Here is a 16,649-nt window from a genome sequence, read left to right as displayed (position 1 = left end):
GCGCCGGGCGGCCTGTGGTTGTGTGCGGGTTGTTTGCGCCTGCGGGCGGCTGCGCCGGGCGGCCTGTGGTTGTGTGCGGGTTGTTTGCGCCTGCGGCGGGCGTCCACCCGCCCTCCCGCCCGGTTGCCCGGCGCGGTCAGTGCGGGCCTTCGCTCCGTTGGCGTGGGGTCGGGGCCGCGCCGGCGCACGTCCTCAGCGCTCGCGGTTTACGTCCACATCATTCGGCACCGGGTCCGCCGCTCGTCGCTTCCGGGCGCACCCCGCCACACCCCCTCCCGTTGTCGGGGCGCATAACGGCCGGGCGGGGGTGAGTAAGGCACCTGCGGCAACCCCGAACCGCTCTCTGAACCCCGTCCGGCCGTCAGCCGCCCATACGACCGGAGGAGGTGTGGCGGGGTGCCCCCATGGGGGTCCCCCCGGCCGAAGGCTGGGGGAGACGAGCGGAGGTTGCGGTGCCGAATGACGTGGGGCAGCGCCGCGAGCGCCGAGGTGGGGGTCCCCCCGGCCGAAGGCTGGGGGCGTGCCCCGGCGCGGCACCGACCCACAACGCACGCAGCGAGGCGGTCACTGACCGCGCCGGGCAATCGGGAGGGCGGGCGGGGGATGCCCGCCGCAGGCGCAACGCACCCGCACACACCCACCGGGCAGCCCGGCGCAGCCGCCCCCCACACACAACGGCGCCGCATACGAGGGGGCGTTGACAGCGCACACGGGTCTGCCTAGGCTCACCCCGTTCACAGGATTGAAACGTATCAATAACATACGCCCGCGGATTGAAACGTTCTAACCCCGCCGAGAGGTGTCCATGAAACGACGTCCGCCCATCCCCCGCCGCCGCCTCACCCTCCTCGCCCTCTCCCTCGGCCTGACGCTGGCCGCCGCCACCCCCCAGGCCTACGCCGACCACGCGCCGGCGCCCCGCAACCACGCCCCGGGCGCCCCCGGCGGCCTGACGGTCGACGACCGCACCGACCCGCTCGCCCTCGACGGCGCGCCGCGCTTCGGCTGGCTGCCCCGCGACAGCGACTCCGACGAGGTCCAGACCGCCTACCAGGTCGTCGTGCGCGTGCCCGGCGGCCGCACCGTCTGGGACAGCGGCAAGGTCCGCGGTTCCGAGCAGTCCTGGGTGCCGTACGGCGGGCCCGCGCTGGCGCCGGGGACGGCGTACCAGTGGAAGGTGCGGACGTGGGACCGCGCGGGGGAGGCCTCCCCCTACTCGGCCGGCGCGTCCTTCGGCACGGGCCTGACGGACCAGGACTGGTCCGGCGCCCAGTGGATCCGCCGTCCCGCGACCGGGAACGACGCGAGCAACGAGTGGACGGCGGCCCGCAAGGTCGTCCGGGTGTCCGCGGGCAGCCCCGTGGTCGGCACCCGGGTGTACGTCGCGGCCTCCGGCGACTGGCAGGTCGACGTCAACGGCAAGACCATGCAGCGCAGTTCGTCCTACGAGTACGCCGGCGAGGGCTTCTACGACGTCGCCGCCGTCAAGGGCGTCAAGGCGGGCCGGGACCTGGCCGTGGGCGTGCTGACGCACTACTGGTCCTGCAAGTGCCAGGGCCGGGCCAACGGCCCGAACGCCCCCGAGGGCCCCTCCGGGCTGCTGGTCAAGGTGGTGGTCGAGCACGCGGACGGCACCCGCGACGTGGCGGTCTCCGACGGCACCTGGAAGGTGCACCGCTACGAGCCGCAGCGCGTCGACACCCTGACCTACCGCAACGGCGACGCCGGCGACCGCGTCGAGTACTACGACGCCACGGTCGAGCAGACCGGCTGGAACACCCCCGGCTACGACGACTCCGGCTGGGCCGCCGCCACCGTCATCGGTGCCCATCCGCGGCCGAACCCGGACAACTGCGGCCCCTACGAGGGTGGTTCGTCCCCGTGCGCCTTCACCCACCTGTCGGCGCTGCAGGCCCACCTCACGCAGGAGACCGTCCACCCGGTCTCGCTGCTGCACCTGCCCGACGGCACCGTCCTCGCCGACTTCGGCAAGGTGTACGCCGCCGTGCCCTCGGTACGGCTGCGTTCCGGCACCGCCGGGCGGCAGCTGACGTTCACCACCAGCTACCGGCGCAGCAACTCCACGCTGAGCGCCGCCGTGCGGGCCGGGGACACCTCGGTGACGCTCGCCAACGCGGCCAACGTCCACGCCGGCGACGAGATCGTGGTGGACGCGCCCGCCACGGGGTACGGCGCCGGGCACCCCGAGACCCGCACCGTGAGCGCGGTGGACGGCACGACGGTGACCCTGGACCGTCCCCTGGGCGAGGACCACGCCGCCGCGAGCTGGGTGGAGAACTCCCGCGCGGGTACGTCGGGTCTGGACACCCAGGGCAGCAACATGCGCTTCTTCTACACCGAGAAGGACGGCCCGCAGACCGCCCGGGCCTTCACGTACTGGGGCTGGCGCTACCTGCAGATCAGCGACCCGGGCGAGAAGCTGACCACGCGGGACGTCACCGCCGTCGTCCAGAACACCGACGCGGCGCACCCCGCCACGTTCCGCAGCAGCGACGGCACCTTGGACCAGGTCTTCTCGCTGATGCAGCGTTCGGCGCTGCAGTCCGCGCAGAACGTCTTCCTGGACACCCCGACCCGTGAGAAGGGCCAGTTCCTCGGCGACACCGTGGACGAGTCCTTCGCGACGATGGCCGCGTCGGGCGAGCGCAGCCTGACCCGCCAGGCCATCGAGTCCTTCATGAACTCCCAGGCGCGCTACTGGCCCAATGGCGCCCTGAACTCCGTCTACCCCAACGGCGACGCCAAGCGGGACATCCCCGACTACACCGAGATGTTCCCCGAGTGGGTGATGCGCTACTACCGCACGACGGGCGACCGCGAACTGCTCGCCCGGGCCCTGCCCGTGATGCGCAACGTCGCCGACTACGTCTCCTCGGCGGTGGACGACGGCGGTCTGGTCGCCGACCTGCCCGGCGGCAGCGGCGCGTACCTGCACGGCATCATCGACTGGCCCGCCCCGATGCGGTACGGCTACGTCACCGACGGCAACGTGAACCGCACCGTCGTCAACGCCCTCGGGGTGGGCGCGATGCGGTCGGTGGCCGAGGCCGCCGACGCGCTCGGCGACCACGCCACCCGGGACGTCTACGCCGGCCGCGCGGACGAGCTGACGGCGGCGATGCGGGAGCGGCTGCGGGACGGCGGCACCGGGCTGTGGTCGGACGGCCTGTCCTCCGACGGCGCCCTGATCGCGCATCAGGGCGAGCACGCGCAGAGCTTCCCGGTCGCCTACGGCGTCGCGGAGCCCTCGGAGTACGCCGCGCTGGGCGCGGAGCTGTCCCGGCAGGGGATGCGGCAGGGGCCGATGACGCTGCGGACCCTGCTGGAGGCGCTGCGGGTCGTCGACCGGCCGGACACGCTGGTGCGGATCCTCACCGATCCCTCCGCCGACGGGCCCGCGCAGGTCCTGGCCGAGGGCGGCACCTTCCTGTGGGAGCAGTGGACTCCGGGTTGTGCGAGCAGTGACTGCGCGCCCGGCCAGGTCTCGCAGAGCAGCAGCGAGAGCATGTCGCACGGCTGGGGCGGCGCGGGTGCCGTCGGGGTGCTGGAGGGCGTGCTCGGCGTCACGGTGACCAGCCCGGGCGGCGCGTCGGTGCGGATCGCCCCGGCGGACGCGGGCGTGAGCCACGCCTCGGGCAGCCAGTGGACCGAGCGCGGCACCGTCGGCGTCGACTGGCGGCGGAACCGGCACGGCGTGGACACGACGGTCGAGGTGCCGGTCAACGTGACGGCGACGGTCGCGCTGCCCGTGGTGGCGGGCGGGCGTTACACCGCGGCCGGGAGCCACGCCACGTACCTGGGCGTCCAGGACGGACGGGCCGTCTACCGGGTCGGTTCCGGTCGTACCGTCTTCACGGCCGTGGCGCGCGGCTGACCCCAGGTCGCTCCCCGGCGCACGCGACGGCCACGGGCCCGCGTGCGCCGGGGGGCTGCCACGGCGCGGCCCCCCGGGTCAGCCGCCGCGCCGGGCGGGGGCGGGGCCGGCGAGGGCCGCGGCGAGCACGGCCGGCGCCTCGGCCAGGGACGGGCCGTACCAGGTGAGGTGACGGCCGCTGACCAGGGCCGCTGGTATGTCCGGGAACGCCTCGGGCCCGTCGTCCGCGGTGAACCGGTAGGGCTCGTCCGGGAGCACGACGAGGTCCGCCCCGCTGCCGGTGAGCTCGTCGACCGGCACCCGCGGATACCGCTCCTGGTGGGTCCCGTAAACGTTCTCGACGCCCAGCCGGGCCAGCAGGTCGCCGGCGAAGGTGTCCCGGCCGAGCACCATCCACGGCCGGCGCCAGACGGGCACGACGGCCTTGCGGGGGCGGGCCGCGGGCTGCAGCGACGCCCAGGTCTTCTCCGCGGCGTCGAGCCAGGCCGGGCGCGGCAGGCCGCAGGCCTCGACGACGACGCGGTGCAGTTCCCGGAAGGCCTGCGGAAGGCTGCGCACCTCCGTGACCAGCACCGTCAGCCCTGCCGCGCGCAGCGCCGTGAGGTCGGGCTCGCGGTTCTCCTCCTCGTTGGCGATCACCAGGTCGGGAGCGAGCCGCACGATCTCCGCGATGTCGGGGTTCTTCGTGCCCCGGACCCGCGTGACGCGCAGGTCGGCCGGCTGGTTGCACCAGTCGGTCGCGCCCACGAGCAGGGCGGGCGCCGTGGTCGCCACCGCCTCGGTGAGCGAGGGGACGAGGGAGACCACACGCCGTGCGGGGCCGGAGTCGCGACGGGTCATGTCCCCACCGTATCCATCCCCGCGGGACGGGGAGGGCCGGACGGCGCGGCTCCGGCACGAGGGAGGGAAGGTGCCGGGTGCCGCGCCGTCCGGGGTCGGGATCCCGGTCAGCCGACCGGGGCGAGCCGGTCCGTGAGACCGGGGTGGGCGTCCAGCCAGTCGCGGACGCCGTCCTGCTCGCGGCCCTGGCCGGCCTTGTGCACGGCGCCCTCCAGCCCGGTCAGCTCCTTCTCGCTCAGCTTGAAGTCCTGGAGCCACTTGGCGACCTTCGGCTCGTCGCCGGCGAAGCCGTTGCGAGCGAGGGTGTGGATGCCGTCGCCCTTGCCCCAGGCGCCGAGCGGGTCCTTCAGCTTCTTCAGGCTGTGCTCGCCGTAGGCCCAGTGCGGGGACCACAGGGTGACGACGACGGGCTCCTTCGCCTTGATGGAGCGGTCGAGCTGGGCGAGCATGCTGGCGGTCGAGCCGGTGGTGACCTCGTACTCGCCCTCCAGGCCGTACCTGTCCAGGACGGTGTCGTTGAGCATCTTCATCATCCCGGCGCCCGGCTCGATGCCGATGATCCGGCCGCCGAACTGCTTGCCCTTGCCCTTGAGGTCGGCCAGCGAGTCGATGCCCTTGACGTAGGAGGGCACCGTCAGTTCGAGCGAGGTGGGGCCGTACCAGGAGCCGTAGTCGTCCAGCTCGTTCTTGTACTTCTCCCAGTACGACCGGTGCGTGACGGGCAGCCAGGAGTCGGTCTCGAAGTCGACCCGTCCCGCGGACATGCCGGTGTACAGGGCGCCGACGTCGTACTGGGTGACCTTCGGCTCGTACCCGCGCCGTTCCAGCAGTTCCTTCCACAGGTAGGTGGAGGCGACGCCCTCGTCCCAGGGGATGTAGCCGATGTCGACCTGGCGGCCCTTGCCGACGTCGTCGGCCTCGGGGACGGCGGTCCCCTCGTCGGCGGCGCCGAAGACGTTCACCCCGCCGGCGACCAGCGCGAGGGCGACGATGCCGACGACGGCGACGGAGGTCTGCGGGCGGTACTTCCACAGCTGCAGGCCGCGCGGGGAGGCGGCCGTGGCCATCGCACGCCGGCCCAGCGGGGAGACCCGGGTGCCGAGGGCTCCGGTGACGCGGTCCAGGTACATGGCGAGGATGACCACGGACAGGCCCGCCTCGAAGCCGAGGCCGATGTCGACCTGGCTGATGGCGGTGAAGACCGAGGCGCCGAGACCGCCGCCGCCGACCATGCCGGAGATGACGACCATGGACAGCGCCAGCATGATCACCTGGTTGACGCCCGCCATGATCGTGGGGAGCGCGAGCGGCAGCTGCACCCGCAGCAGGGTGCTGCGCGGGGCGGTGCCGAAGGCCTCCGCGGCCTCGACGAGCTCGCCGTCGACCTGCCGGATGCCGAGCTCGGTCATGCGCACGCCCGGCGGCAGGGAGAAGACGATGGTGGCGATGATGCCGGGCACCTGGCCGACGCCGAAGAAGAAGATGCCGGGGATCAGGTAGACGAAGGCGGGCATCGTCTGCATGAAGTCCAGCACCGGGCGCAGGGCGGCGGAGACGGTGCGGTTGCGCGCCGACCAGATGCCGAGCGGCACGGCGAGCACGATGGTGATCACGGTGGCGACCAGCACCAGGGACAGGGTGTCCATGGCCTCGTCCCACTGCTGCACGGAGACGACGACGGCCAGGCCCGCGAAGGAGAGCACGCCCGCGGTCAGACCGCGCAGCCACAGCGCGAGAACCGCGAGGATGCCGGCGAGCAGCAGCGGCGCGGGGGCCTGCAGCACGGCGTCCAGGCCGTCGTACATGCCGGAGACGACGGCGCTGATGAGGTCGAAGAGCGGACCGAAGTGGTCGCGCAGGTAGGTGACGGCGCTGTCGGTCCAGTCGCCGAGGGGCAGCCTAGGCACGCGCCGCCTCCTTCCGCGGCCGGCCCGGCACCCTGGGCGCGGCGTCCTGCGGCCCGGCGTCCTTCGCGGGCGGGCCGGCGGCCGCCCGCGCCATGTCGTCGGTGCACGGCGTGACCGGTCCGTCGTGGTCGCCGAGTGCGGCCAGCAGCCGGTCCTTGGCGATCACACCGACCACGTCGCCGGCCTCGTCGCGGACGGCCACGGGGTGCGGGACCCGCGCGCTGACCGGCAGGACGTCGGCGAGCGCGGTGCGCGGGGTGACCGTCTCGCAGCGGCAGTCGCCCGCGTCGGGGCGGTGCGGGGGCTCCATGACGGTGCCGGCGGTCAGCACGCGGGAGCGGTCGACGTCGTGCACGAAGGAGCTGACGTAGTCGTCGGCGGGGCGCAGCAGGATGTCCTCGGGGGAACCGATCTGGACGATGCGCCCGTCGCGCATGACGGCGACGCGGTCGCCGAGGCGCATGGCCTCGTTGAGGTCGTGGGTGATGAAGACGATGGTCTTCTTCAGGCTGCGCTGCAGTTCGATCAGCTGGTCCTGCATGTCACGGCGGATGAGCGGGTCCAGGGCGCTGAAGGACTCGTCCATGAGGAGCACGTCGGCGTCGGTGGCCAGGGCGCGGGCCAGGCCCACGCGCTGCTGCATGCCGCCGGAGAGCTCGTCGGGCCAGGAGTCGCCCCAGCCGGACAGGCCGGTGAGTTCCAGGGCCTGCGCGGCGCGCTTCTCGCGCTCCTTGCGGCCCACGCCCTGCACCTCCAGGCCGTACGCGGCGTTCTGGAGCACGCTGCGGTGCGGGAAGAGCGCGAAGTGCTGGAAGACCATGCTGATGCCGTGCGAGCGCACGCGGCGCAGTTCGCGGGCGCTGAGTGCGGTGAGGTCGCGGCCGTCGAAGAGCACCCGCCCCGCGGTGGGGGGATTCAGCCCGTTGAGCGTGCGCAGCAGCGTGGACTTGCCCGACCCGGACAGGCCCATGACGACGAAGATCTCGCCCTCGCGGACGTCGAAGCTCGCGTCGATCACCGCGGCGGTCGTACCGCTCCCGCGCAGTTCGTCGCGTCCGGCTCCGGCCTCCAGACGGCGCACGCCGTCCTCGGGGTCGGCACCGAACACCTTGTACAGATGCTCTGCCTGCAGCCTGTACACATACACCTCACGTGTCGTAGGGAGGACGACCGGCTGCCCCCGCACGCTGGTCGCGGAGCGCTCCTGTCCCGCTCCGGGACGGCGGCTGCCCCGACACAAGCGGAGCAAACCGTTCCGTGACGGAGGTCACGGTGTCGGCGGCGTGCGGCATCATCGGCGTGTGACTCGACGCCTGATGCTCCTGGACACCGCCAGCCTCTACTTCCGCGCGTACTTCGGCGTGCCCGACTCGGTGCGCGCGCCCGACGGCACGCCGGTCAACGCCGTGCGCGGGCTGCTGGACTTCATCGCCCGCCTGGTCGCCGACCACGCCCCCGACGACCTGGTGGCCTGCATGGACGCGGACTGGCGGCCGCAGTGGCGGGTGGACCTGATCCCCTCGTACAAGGCGCACCGCGTCGCCGAGGAGGTCCCCGGCGGCTCGGACGTCGAGGAGGTCCCGGACACCCTGTCGCCGCAGGTCCCGGTGATCGAGGCGGTGCTGGACGCGCTGGGCATCGCCCGGGTGGGTGTCGCCGGGTACGAGGCGGACGACGTGATCGGCACCCTGGCGGGCCGGGCGCCCGGCCCGGTGGACATCGTGACGGGTGACCGCGACCTGTTCCAGCTGGTGGACGACGCCCGCGGGGTGCGGGTGCTGTACCCGGTCAAGGGCGTCGGCTCGCTGGACGTGGTGGACGAGGCCTGGCTGCGCGCCAAGTACGGGGTGGACGGCCCCGGTTACGTGGACCTGGCGCTGCTGCGCGGCGACCCGAGCGACGGCCTGCCGGGCGTGCCGGGCATCGGCGAGAAGACGGCCGCGAAGCTGCTGGAGGCGTACGGCGACCTGGCCGGGATCATGGCCGCCGCCCACGACCCCGCCTCGAAGGTCACCCCGGCTCAGCGCAAGCGGCTGCAGGAGGCGGGGGACTACGTGGCCGTCGCGCCCAAGGTGGTGCGGGTGGCCTCCGACGTGCCGCTGCCGGAGTTCACCCCGCAGCTGCCGCGGGAGCCGCGCCGGCCCCAGGAGCTGGCCGCGCTGGCCGAGCGCTGGGGGCTGGGCGGCTCGCTGCAGCGGCTGCTCAGCGTGCTGGGGCCGGAACGGGCCGGGTGACGGCGAGGACGTCCCGGTCGGGCTGGAGGGTGAGGCCGACGGTGGGGCGGATCTCCTGGTCGCCGGTGTCCAGGTGGAAGCGGCTGCCGAGGGTGGCCAGCACGATCACCGCCTCGACCATCGCGAAGCGCGCCCCGAGGCAGGCCCGGGTGCCCCCGCCGAAGGGGAACCACGTGTGGTCGGTAACCGGGTCGGGCGCCCCGTCCAGCCAGCGCTCCGGGCGGAACTCCTCGGGCTCCGGCCACCAGCGGGGGTCGCGGTGGGTGGCCCAGGGGCTGATCCAGACCTGGGTCCCCGCCGGGACGGGCGCACCGCCCAGGGCGGCGCCCTCCTCGGCGACGGCCAGGTTGAGCCAGACCGTGGGCCGCACGCGCAGGGTCTCCTTCACGACGGCCTCGGTCCAGCGCAGTTCCGCGTAGTCGTCGAAGCCCGGAGTGCGGCCGCCGAGCACCCGGTCCAGCTCCTCGGTGAGCGCCTCACGCGCCTGCGGGTTGCGGGACAGCAGGTGCCAGGCCCAGGTCAGGGTGGTGGCGGTGGTCTCGTGGCCCGCGTTGTAGAGGGTGACGGTCTCGTCCCTGATCTCCCTGTCGGTGAGCGGGACGCCGTGTTCGTCGACGGCGGCCAGCAACCGGCTGAGCAGGTCGTCGCGTTCGCCGCCGGCCTCGCGGCGGACGGCGACGATCCGGGCGACCTCGGCGTCGAGGGTGTCGACGGCGGCCTTGAAGCGGATCCGCCCCGGGGTGCGGACCCAGTCGGGCAGCATCGCGCCCAGACCGCGGAACTCGGCGCCCATCTGCTGCTGGGCGGCGTCCATGCAGCGGCCGATGACCTCCTCGCGGACGGCGGCGTCGGTGCCGAACACGGTCCGTACGGCGATGCGCTGGGTCAGCCCGGTCATCTCGCGGCGTACGTCGATCCGTTCGCCCCCGTTCCAGCGGTCGGCGACCTCCCGTGCGCAGTCGGCCATGGTCGCCGCGTACGCGCGCACCTGCTTGGGCCGTACCGAGGGCTGGACGAGGGAGCGCTTGCGGCGCCAGTCGGCGCCCTTGGCCACCACGACCCCCTCGCCCATCAGGTAGCGGAAGGACCAGCCGAGGTCGGGCAGGGAGAAGGTGGACTCGCGGGCCGAGAGCAGTTCCCCGATGAGCGCGGGATCATTGAGGAAGCGCGCGGGGGTGCGGCCCATGGCCCAGGTGACCTGCCCGGCCCCGCACTCGCGGAGCGTGGTGAAGAAGGCGAGCGGGTCCTTGGCGAACTGCGGGAGGTTCCCCAGCAGCGGCACCCCGCGCGGTCCTGCGGTGATCGCGGTGGCGGTGTCGGAACCCATGTGCGCCGGCCTCCCGGGTAGCGTCTGATCGCGTCCGTCCCATCAAAATCGGAGAACGGCGGATCGGAACCGGTGTTCGAAGATCTCGTGATCTTTCCGAGACCGGCTGCACGGGACGGGCCGGATGGGTTAGGCTTGCCTAACTTAGTGCGAGGAGTGTGCTCATGGCAGACCGTCCGGTGCGCAGGAAGCCGCAGCTCAACCGCGCGCGGGTGCAGCACGTGGAACGGCTGACCCCGCACATGATCCGCGTGGTGCTCGGCGGTGAGGGCCTGGCGGGATTCCCCGCGGGCGAGTACAGCGACCACTACATCAAGCTGCTGTTCCCGGTCGAGGGCGTGCGCTACCCCGAGCCGTTCGACATCCAGCAGATCCGCGCCGAGTTCCCCCGCGACCAGTGGCCGCGCATCCGGACGTACACCGTGCGCCGGTGGAACGCGGAGGCGCGCGAGCTGACGGTCGACTTCGTGTACCACGGCGACGAGGGCCTGGCCGGCCCGTGGGCCGCGCGCGTCCAGCCCGGCGAGGAGGTGCTCTTCCTCGGCCCCGGCGGCGCCTACGCGCCCGGCTCCGCGGCCGACTGGCATCTGCTCGTGGGCGACGAGAGCGCGCTGCCGGCGATCGCCGCCTCGCTGGAGCGGCTGCCCGAGGGCGCTCCCGCCCGGGTGTTCGTCGAGGTCTCCGGCCCGGAGGAGGAGCAGAAGCTCCCCACGCCCGGCAACGCCGAGGTCACCTGGGTGCACCGCGGCTCCCGGCCGGTGGGCGAGGCCCTGCTCCACGTCGTGTCCGGGCTGGAGTTCCCGCCGGGTGACGTGCAGGCCTTCGTCCACGGCGAGGCGGGCTTCGTCAAGCAGCTGCGCCGTCTGCTGCGCGTCGAGATGGGCGTGCCGCGTGAACGGCTGTCGATCTCGGGGTACTGGCGCACCGGCCACGACGAGGACGGCTGGCAGGCCTCCAAGCCCGAGTGGAACCGCCGCATCGAGGAGGAGCAGGAGCCGCCGCAGGCGCTCGCTTCCTGACCTCGCGTACGCACGAGGCGTGACCCCGCCGTGGGGTCACGCCTCGTCGTCGTACCGGCCGGGTCTCAGACGGACTTCCGGTACGAGCGGAAGGCGCGGGTCGACAGCCCGACCGCGGCGACCGCCACCACCGGCAGCGCGCCGCCGCGGGTGAGCACGTCACCCCAGTCGGGGCTGTCGGCCATCGCGGAACGGCCCGCGACGAGCGCCCAGTTCATCGGGTTGACGTCGGCGACGTGCCGCATCCAGGACGGCGAGCACGTGCGGCACGGCCGCGGCACCGTCGTCGGCGCGGGCGCTGAGCCGGCAGCCGTCCGGTCGGGCCTCGCGGACACCCGCGAACTCGCCGAGCGCCGTCCCCAGGAGGTCGGCGTCGACCGGGCCGGCCGGCTCGCGCAGCTCCACGTGCACGGCGTCGCCGCGCAGTTCGCCCTTGCGCCGTCGGGGGCCCTCGGCGACGACCCGGGCGCGGTCGACCATCGCGATGCGTTCGGCGAGCCGGTCGGCCTCCTCCAGGTAGCGCGTGGTGAGCAGGACGGTCAGGCCGTCGTCGCCCGCCAGGAGCGCGATCTCCTCCCACATCGCGGTGCGCGCCTCGGGGTCGAGGCCGGTGGTCGGCTCGTCGAGGAAGAAGACCTCGGGGCGGCGGACCAGGCCGAGCACGACACCCAAGCGCGCCGCTGCATGCCGCCGGAGTACAAGCGCGATACATCGCGAATCGCGGGGAGGGTCGCACCGGCCCGACGGCGGTGAGCACCTTGGAGCGTCGCGGACATGAACGTGACACGCGGGCGAAATGGACCACCCCTAATTTCTGTCACCCGACAGGAATCCAGCGACAGGGGTCCGCCATGACCACCACCGCACCGTCCGCGCCCTCCGCTCCCCCGCCGCCCCCGCCGGCCTCCGACGGCGGCACCCTCGCCGGCTTCGGCTACCGCCAGGAACTGCACCGCAGCATGGGGCGCTACGCCTCCTTCGCCGCGGGCTTCTCCTTCATCTCCGTCCTGACGACGGTCTTCCAGTTCTTCGCCTTCGGCTTCTCCTCCGGCGGCGCCGCCTTCTTCTGGACCTGGCCCGCGGTGCTCGCCGGGCAGCTGCTGGTCGCCGCCTGCTTCGCCGAACTCGCCGCCCGCTACCCGCTGTCCGGGGCGATCTACCAATGGTCGACCCGGCTCAGCACACCGACGTGGGGCTGGTTCGCCGGATGGATCATGGTGATCGGCCAGGTGGTGGTCGTGGCGGCCGCCGCGCTCGCCCTGCAGGTCGTCCTGCCCGCGATCTGGCCGGGCTTCCAGGTCCTCGGCGGCGATCCGGCGCCCACCACCGCGACCGGGGCGGCCAACGCGGCGCTGCTCGGCGTGGTGCTGCTGGGCCTCACGACCGTGGTCAACACGCTCGACAACCGGGTCATGTCGGCCGTCAACCGCGTGGGCGTCACCGCGGAGATCATCGGCGCGGGCCTCATCGTCGTCCTGCTGTTCACGCACGCCGAGCGCGGCCCCGGCGTCACCCTCCACACCGGCGGCCAGGGCGGCGCCGTCGGCGCGCTCCTCGTCGGCTCGTTCACCGCCGCGTACGTCCTCATCGGCTTCGACAGCGCCGGCGAGATGAGCGAGGAGACCCGCGCGCCGCGCCGCACCGCCCCGCGCACCATCCTCACCGCCCTCGCCGCGGCCGGTGCCCTGGGCGGACTGCTCCTCCTCGGCGGACTGCTCGCCGCCCCGAGCCTCACCGACGGGCGGCTCGGGACGCAGGGCCTGAGCTACGTCCTCACCAGCAGCCTCGGCGCGGGTGTAGGGAAGGCCCTGCTCGCCGACGTCGCCGTCGCCATCGCCGTGGCCACGCTCGCCATCCAGACCGCCGGCACCCGGATGCTCTTCTCCATGGCCCGCGACGGCGTCCTCCCGTTCTCCGCCCGCCTGTCCCGGGTCTCGCCCCGTACCGGCATGCCCGTCGCGCCCGCGCTCGTCGTCGGGGTCGCGGCGGCCGCGCTCTGCCTGCTCAACCTCCTCTCCCCGGACGCCTTCCTGGCCATCGGCACCACCTGCATCGCCATGCTGTACCTGGCCTACGCCATGGTCACCGGCCCGATGCTGCTGCGCCGACTGCGCGGCGACCGCTTCGGCGCCGGCGGGACGGACGAGCGGGGCCGCCCGCTGTTCTCCCTCGGCCGCTGGGGCCTGCCCGTCAACGCGCTGGCCCTGCTCTACGGGCTGGCCATGACGGTCAACCTCGCCTGGCCACGGGCCGCGGTCTACGACCCGGCGGGCGGCCACTGGTACTTCCAGTGGTTCACCGTGCTGTTCCTGCTGGGCAGCGTGGCTGCGGGGGTCGCATGGCGGCTGCTGAGGGCGCGTCCGGGGCGCGCGGCGGAGAACGCCCGCCTCACCGAGGCCCTCGCGGAACCGACCCGGTAACCACGGCAGTTCGACGGCGCGACGCCCCTCCCCGTCTCGACCTCGGGGAGGGGCGTGCGGCACCAGTGTGGCACCGGCCACCGACAGCGGCCGGGGGGCCGGCGCTGCCACACTGGCCGTATGGCCGTACCCGCACCCGAGCCGTCACCCCTGCCCGGCCTGTCGCCCGACGGGCAGCCGGCGCAGGAGCGCCCGACCGTCCTCTGCGCCGACTGCCACCGGCCCCTCACCGCGCACGACGCCCGGCTGTGGGGCCGGGGACGCGGCTGCCGGCGCAAGCACGGACTCGGCACGGCACCACGGATCGGGCGCTTCGACGTCGAGCAGGAGCAGCTGCCGGGGACGTGAACACGTGCCCGGGCTACGCCGCGGGAACGAACGGCTTCCTGCACACGAGGCAGATCATCTTCCGCTGCCACTCCTCGTTCGCGCGCTTCGCGGCCTCCACCCTGCGTCGTTCCCGCAGACCCCACACGACGCCGACGACGGCCACCAGCAGCCCGGCGAGGATCGCGCCCGACACGAGCAGCGCCACCCCCGACAGGAGCAGACCCAGCGGCCATGCGAAGGCACGCTCGGCCTTCGGCGGCCGTCCGAGATCAGCCTTCAACGACGAACCCGGCTCGACCGTCGCCTCGAACAACTGCAGGCTCTGCACCCGCGTCGACCCGCACGACTCGTTCGTGCACCGCAATTCCGCCATCAACGCCCCCGATCCCATAGGCAGATGACGAAAGCGTGCGGCTCACCCGCCCATGGTCACCATCCGTCGGGCGTGGGATGTGAGGCGACTCACTATTCGTCGACAAACCGACAAGGCGCCTCCCTCGCCCGGCCGCCGGGCGCTCGCGGCCCCAAGCACGTCCGCGGCCGACCCGATGCCCCGCCTGCCGTGGTGGACGCGTACGGTACAGCCGTGAAATCCGCGCACTGGACCGCCGCCGTGGTCCTGGCCCTCGCCGCGCTCGGCGTCGCCGTCGCCGTCAATGTCGCCGAGGGCGATCACGCCCCGGTCGTCATGCCCTCACTGCCCATCACGGTGCTCCTGCCCGTCGGCCTCGGGCTCGGAGGAGCCCGCCTCGCGTGGCGGAGGGCGACCGGGCGCGGCGCGCCGTCCGTCGGGGTGGAACACCAGGCATGGCCGTCGCGCGGGCTGACAAGTGACGCACCGTAAGGAACGCGCTGCGGGCGCGATCGTCGGATCGGCCGTCGGCGACGCGCTCGGCGCGCCCTTCGAGTTCGGCCCGGCGGGCGCGTTCAGCGCCCGCTTCCCCGCACCGGGTGCGGGTGACGAGATGTGCGGTGGCGGTGGCTGGGACCCCGGTGAGGCCACCGACGACACGCAGATGGCGGTGCTCGTGGCCGACTCCCTGCTGGAATCGGGCACGCTCGACCTCCCCGACGTCTTCGCGCGGTTCGTGCGGTGGGCGGCCGCCGACCCCAAGGACATCGGCCTGCAGACCGAGGCCGTCCTGACCTCCGGCGACCCCTGGGACCTGGCCGCGGCGGTGCACTTCCAGACGCATCACCGGGCGGCGGGCAACGGCGCCCTGATGCGGGCCGCCCCTGCCGCCGTCCACTTCGCCGGACACGGACGCGCGGCCTCCCTCGACGCCGCACGCAGGATCGCCGCCCTCACCCACGGCGACCGCGCCGCCTGGGAGGGCAGCGCGATCCTCCACGACCTGGTACGCGTGGCCCTCGACGGCGGCGACCCGGTCGCCCCCGCGGTCGTGGCCGATGCGCTGGCGCAGGTCCCCGAGCCCTTCCACGAGCGGTGGGCCGCCGTCCTCGCGCCCGGCTGGCACCCCGGTCTGGCCACGGAGTTCAACGGCGCCGTCTGGCCCTGCCTCGGCTCCGCGGTCTGGGCCGTGCGGACCACCGGCGGCTTCGAGGCCGCGCTGCGCGCCGCGGTCGACCTGGGCGGCGACACCGACACCGTCGCCGCCGTCACGGGGACCCTCGCCGGCGCGGTGTACGGCCTCGCGGCCGTACCCGGCCGCTGGACGGCTCACCTGCACGTGCCGGTACCCGGCTCGCCCGGCCGCGTCCTGCGCGTCGCCGACCTGATCGCCCTGGCGGCCCGGCTGACCGGGGACTGACCTCCCGGGGCCGCGTCACACCGCCAGCAGGGCCTCGCCCTCGCGGTGCAGGGCGGCCAGGCCGCCGTCCGGGCAGCCGGCGACGCGCAGCGCCGCGTCGGCGGTCGCGGAGGCGAAGGCCGGCCCGTCGGGGATCGGGCTGTCGCGCCGGATGAGGATGACGCCCTCGATGAGGCCGAAGACGAGGTCGGCGCGGACCTCGAGATCGGCGGCGCGGAGCGCGGCGCCCGGCACCGTCGCGGCCAGCAGGGCGGCGTAGGCGGCCTTCAACTCGTCCCGGGCGGCCCGGAAACCGGCGAAGCGCTCGGCACGGACCTCGGGGAGCAGGTAGAGCGCGCCGAGGTTGTGCGGCCCCCCGCACAACAGGGCGACGTCCGCCCGGCACAGCGCCCACAGCCGGGCCTCGGCAGGGACGTCCGTGCGAGCGACGAGCGAGTGCGCGAGGTCCAGGGACGGGCGGACGGTGCCCTCCAGGAGCGCGGCGAGGAGGTCCTCCTTGCCGCCGAAGTAGTGGTACATCGAGGCCTGCCGCATCCCGGCGCGCTCGGCGACGGCGCGGGTCGTGGTGGCCGCGTAGCCCTGCGTGCTGAACAGTTCGGCCGCGGCGGCGAGGAGTTCCTCGCGGGCGGTCAGCCCGCTGTCCGGCCGCGCCTGCGCGCGCGGCCGCCCGACGCGCCGTCCCGTGGTGCTCACGCCTCGATCCTCGCACAGCAGCCCGACCCCCCGAGGTCCCCGGCCCCCGCACGCGGGGCGGCACACGGTACGGGTGCCCCGCAACGAGCCTCGAGGTGACCGGCGGGCGACGCCCCGGCACACCGGGCTCCGGTCCGGTGCCATCGAGGTCACGCGCCGCGCGGGCGTGAGCACCCGGTAACCGTCGGGAAACGCACGGGCAACGGCGCCGA

General features: G+C 73.9%; 13 protein-coding genes and 2 pseudogenes. 7 read left to right on the top strand and 8 right to left on the bottom strand.

Annotated elements, in window-relative coordinates:
* The first annotated feature begins 805 nt into the window (after positions 1-805).
* Positions 806-3,895 (top strand): alpha-L-rhamnosidase-related protein, encoded by a 3,090-nt coding sequence (locus tag ACFV3E_RS09360; RefSeq protein WP_500534147.1) that lies wholly within the window; start codon positions 806-808, stop codon positions 3,893-3,895.
* 78 nt (positions 3,896-3,973) lie between these two features.
* Here ACFV3E_RS09360 and ACFV3E_RS09355 read toward each other — a convergent pair whose 3' ends face one another.
* The 3 genes from ACFV3E_RS09355 to ACFV3E_RS09345 all read right to left on the bottom strand — a co-directional run bounded on the left by ACFV3E_RS09355 (position 3,974) and on the right by ACFV3E_RS09345 (position 7,783).
* A complete protein-coding gene (locus tag ACFV3E_RS09355) occupies positions 3,974-4,735 on the bottom strand; it encodes a helical backbone metal receptor (protein WP_500534146.1) in 762 nt (253 codons plus the stop codon).
* A gap of 107 nt (positions 4,736-4,842) precedes the next feature.
* The gene (locus ACFV3E_RS09350) at positions 4,843-6,642 is read right to left on the bottom strand and encodes an ABC transporter permease/substrate binding protein (RefSeq protein ID WP_500534145.1); all 1,800 of its coding nucleotides are present in this window, start codon (positions 6,640-6,642) and stop codon (positions 4,843-4,845) included.
* Positions 6,635-7,783, bottom strand: a complete 1,149-nt coding sequence (locus ACFV3E_RS09345; protein WP_500534265.1) for a quaternary amine ABC transporter ATP-binding protein — start codon at positions 7,781-7,783, stop codon at positions 6,635-6,637. The genes ACFV3E_RS09350 and ACFV3E_RS09345 overlap by 8 nt, the downstream gene beginning before the upstream one ends.
* A 175-nt stretch (positions 7,784-7,958) precedes the next feature.
* Between ACFV3E_RS09345 and ACFV3E_RS09340 the strand changes: the two genes are divergently transcribed.
* Positions 7,959-8,876, top strand: coding sequence for a 5'-3' exonuclease (locus ACFV3E_RS09340; RefSeq protein ID WP_500534264.1), 918 nt, complete (start codon positions 7,959-7,961; stop codon positions 8,874-8,876).
* Here the strand turns inward: ACFV3E_RS09340 and ACFV3E_RS09335 are convergent.
* On the bottom strand, positions 8,845-10,203 hold the full coding sequence (locus ACFV3E_RS09335) for a cytochrome P450 (RefSeq protein ID WP_500534144.1): 1,359 nt from the start codon (positions 10,201-10,203) through the stop codon (positions 8,845-8,847). The two genes, ACFV3E_RS09340 and ACFV3E_RS09335, sit on opposite strands and share 32 nt — an antisense overlap.
* Positions 10,204-10,367: 164 nt before the next feature.
* On the opposite strand from ACFV3E_RS09335, the gene ACFV3E_RS09330 reads away from it, so the two are divergent.
* Positions 10,368-11,222 carry a siderophore-interacting protein gene (locus ACFV3E_RS09330; RefSeq protein WP_500534143.1) on the top strand — a complete coding sequence of 285 codons (855 nt, stop codon included), beginning with the start codon at positions 10,368-10,370 and terminating at the stop codon, positions 11,220-11,222.
* Positions 11,223-11,287: 65 nt separating this feature from the next.
* On the opposite strand, the pseudogene ACFV3E_RS09325 reads toward ACFV3E_RS09330, so the two are convergent.
* A pseudogene (locus tag ACFV3E_RS09325) lies at positions 11,288-11,476 on the bottom strand (ABC transporter permease); the annotation flags it as partial.
* Positions 11,466-11,920, bottom strand: a pseudogene (locus ACFV3E_RS09320) (DrrA family ABC transporter ATP-binding protein); the annotation flags it as partial. The pseudogenes ACFV3E_RS09320 and ACFV3E_RS09325, both read right to left, overlap by 11 nt.
* A 153-nt stretch (positions 11,921-12,073) precedes the next feature.
* On the opposite strand from ACFV3E_RS09320, the gene ACFV3E_RS09315 reads away from it, so the two are divergent.
* Both ACFV3E_RS09315 and ACFV3E_RS09310 read left to right on the top strand, forming a co-directional pair.
* Positions 12,074-13,642, top strand: coding sequence for an amino acid permease (locus ACFV3E_RS09315; protein WP_500534142.1), 1,569 nt, complete (start codon positions 12,074-12,076; stop codon positions 13,640-13,642).
* 120 nt (positions 13,643-13,762) lie between these two features.
* Positions 13,763-13,990, top strand: a complete 228-nt coding sequence (locus ACFV3E_RS09310; RefSeq protein WP_500534141.1) for a DUF6011 domain-containing protein — start codon at positions 13,763-13,765, stop codon at positions 13,988-13,990.
* 13 nt (positions 13,991-14,003) lie between these two features.
* Here ACFV3E_RS09310 and ACFV3E_RS09305 read toward each other — a convergent pair whose 3' ends face one another.
* Positions 14,004-14,300, bottom strand: coding sequence for a hypothetical protein (locus ACFV3E_RS09305; protein WP_500534140.1), 297 nt, complete (start codon positions 14,298-14,300; stop codon positions 14,004-14,006).
* Between the two features lie 258 nt (positions 14,301-14,558).
* Here ACFV3E_RS09305 and ACFV3E_RS09300 point away from each other — a divergent pair, with 258 nt between their 5' ends.
* A complete protein-coding gene (locus ACFV3E_RS09300; protein WP_500534139.1) occupies positions 14,559-14,816 on the top strand; it encodes a hypothetical protein in 258 nt (85 codons plus the stop codon).
* Positions 14,803-15,744 (top strand): ADP-ribosylglycohydrolase family protein, encoded by a 942-nt coding sequence (locus ACFV3E_RS09295; protein WP_500534138.1) that lies wholly within the window; start codon positions 14,803-14,805, stop codon positions 15,742-15,744. Before ACFV3E_RS09300 ends, ACFV3E_RS09295 begins: the two co-directional genes overlap by 14 nt.
* 15 nt (positions 15,745-15,759) lie before the next feature.
* On the opposite strand, the gene ACFV3E_RS09290 is transcribed toward ACFV3E_RS09295, so the two are convergent.
* Entirely contained in the window at positions 15,760-16,437 is a 678-nt protein-coding gene (locus tag ACFV3E_RS09290) for a TetR/AcrR family transcriptional regulator (RefSeq protein WP_500534137.1), read from the bottom strand.
* Positions 16,438-16,649: the final 212 nt, after the last annotated feature.

It is taken from the genome of Streptomyces sp. NPDC059718, assembly GCF_042733315.1.
In the GTDB taxonomy this organism is placed as follows: Bacteria; Actinomycetota; Actinomycetes; order Streptomycetales; family Streptomycetaceae; genus Actinacidiphila.
Note: the sequence above shows the minus strand (reverse complement) of the source record. Positions and strands in the feature narration are given on the sequence as shown.

Excerpts from the sequence above, each read along its gene's own strand:
- ACFV3E_RS09355 (WP_500534146.1), bottom strand. The coding sequence starts at position 4,735 with ATGACCCGTCGCGACTCCGGCCCCGCACGGCGTGTGGTCTCCCTCGTC.
- ACFV3E_RS09330 (WP_500534143.1), top strand. The coding sequence starts at position 10,368 with ATGGCAGACCGTCCGGTGCGCAGGAAGCCGCAGCTCAACCGCGCGCGG.
- ACFV3E_RS09310 (WP_500534141.1), top strand. The coding sequence starts at position 13,763 with ATGGCCGTACCCGCACCCGAGCCGTCACCCCTGCCCGGCCTGTCGCCC.
- ACFV3E_RS09340 (WP_500534264.1), top strand. The coding sequence starts at position 7,959 with ATGCTCCTGGACACCGCCAGCCTCTACTTCCGCGCGTACTTCGGCGTG.
- ACFV3E_RS09360 (WP_500534147.1), top strand. The coding sequence starts at position 806 with ATGAAACGACGTCCGCCCATCCCCCGCCGCCGCCTCACCCTCCTCGCC.
- ACFV3E_RS09315 (WP_500534142.1), top strand. The coding sequence starts at position 12,074 with ATGACCACCACCGCACCGTCCGCGCCCTCCGCTCCCCCGCCGCCCCCG.
- ACFV3E_RS09335 (WP_500534144.1), bottom strand. The coding sequence starts at position 10,203 with ATGGGTTCCGACACCGCCACCGCGATCACCGCAGGACCGCGCGGGGTG.